Below are 1,486 nucleotides of genomic sequence, written 5' to 3' on the forward strand. Positions count from 1 at the left end.
GCGTATGCAACCTACCTTGAACAGGGGGATAGCCCAGAGAAATTTGGATTAATACCCCATGGTATATTCGAGTGGCATCACTTGATTATTAAAGTTCCAACGGTTCAAGATGGGCATGCGTCCCATTAGCTTGTTGGTGAGGTAACGGCTCACCAAGGCGATGATGGGTAGGGGTCCTGAGAGGGAGATCCCCCACACTGGTACTGAGACACGGACCAGACTCCTACGGGAGGCAGCAGTGAGGAATATTGGTCAATGGGCGCAAGCCTGAACCAGCCATGCCGCGTGCAGGACGACGGCCCTATGGGTTGTAAACTGCTTTTGTACGGGAAGAAACACCGGTTCGTGAACCGGCTTGACGGTACCGTAAGAATAAGGATCGGCTAACTCCGTGCCAGCAGCCGCGGTAATACGGAGGATCCAAGCGTTATCCGGAATCATTGGGTTTAAAGGGTCCGTAGGCGGCCCTGTAAGTCAGTGGTGAAATCTCCCCGCTCAACGGGGAAACTGCCATTGATACTGCAGGGCTTGAATTATTGGGAAGTAACTAGAATATGTAGTGTAGCGGTGAAATGCTTAGAGATTACATGGAATACCGATTGCGAAGGCAGGTTACTACCAATGGATTGACGCTGATGGACGAAAGCGTGGGTAGCGAACAGGATTAGATACCCTGGTAGTCCACGCCGTAAACGATGGATACTAGCTGTCCGGGCGCAAGCCTGGGTGGCTAAGCGAAAGTGATAAGTATCCCACCTGGGGAGTACGGGCGCAAGCCTGAAACTCAAAGGAATTGACGGGGGCCCGCACAAGCGGTGGAGCATGTGGTTTAATTCGATGATACGCGAGGAACCTTACCAGGGCTTAAATGGGGAGCGACAGCTGCGGAAACGTGGCCTTCTTCGGACGCTCTTCAAGGTGCTGCATGGTTGTCGTCAGCTCGTGCCGTGAGGTGTCAGGTTAAGTCCTATAACGAGCGCAACCCCTGTTGCTAGTTGCCAGCGAGTCAAGTCGGGAACTCTAGCAAGACTGCCGGTGCAAACCGCGAGGAAGGTGGGGATGACGTCAAATCATCACGGCCCTTACGCCCTGGGCTACACACGTGCTACAATGGCCGGTACAGAGAGCAGCCACTGCGCGAGCAGGAGCGAATCTACAAAACCGGTCTCAGTTCGGATCGGGGTCTGCAACTCGACCCCGTGAAGCTGGAATCGCTAGTAATCGGATATCAGCCATGATCCGGTGAATACGTTCCCGGGCCTTGTACACACCGCCCGTCAAGCCATGGAAGCTGGGGGTGCCTGAAGTCGGTGACCGCAAGGAGCTGCCTAGGGTAAAACCGGTAACTAGGGCTAAGTCGTAACAAGGTAGCCGTACCGGAAGGTGCGGCTGGAACACCTCCTTTCTAGAGAAACCGATATTTGTCTGGTATCGGGGACGTCTCTCCTTTCTCTTTTTGTCGATCCAAATAATATTGAGGTAAAGA

Annotated in this window: 1 rRNA gene; it reads left to right on the plus strand. The window is 53.5% G+C overall.

Annotated elements, in window-relative coordinates:
- A 16S ribosomal RNA gene (locus BLP55_RS00005) occupies positions 1-1,405 on the plus strand; the annotation flags it as partial.
- Between the last annotated feature and the right edge of the window lie 81 nt (positions 1,406-1,486).

The organism is Flavobacterium caeni, from assembly GCF_900101895.1.
GTDB classification, from domain to species: Bacteria; Bacteroidota; Bacteroidia; order Flavobacteriales; family Flavobacteriaceae; genus Flavobacterium; species Flavobacterium caeni.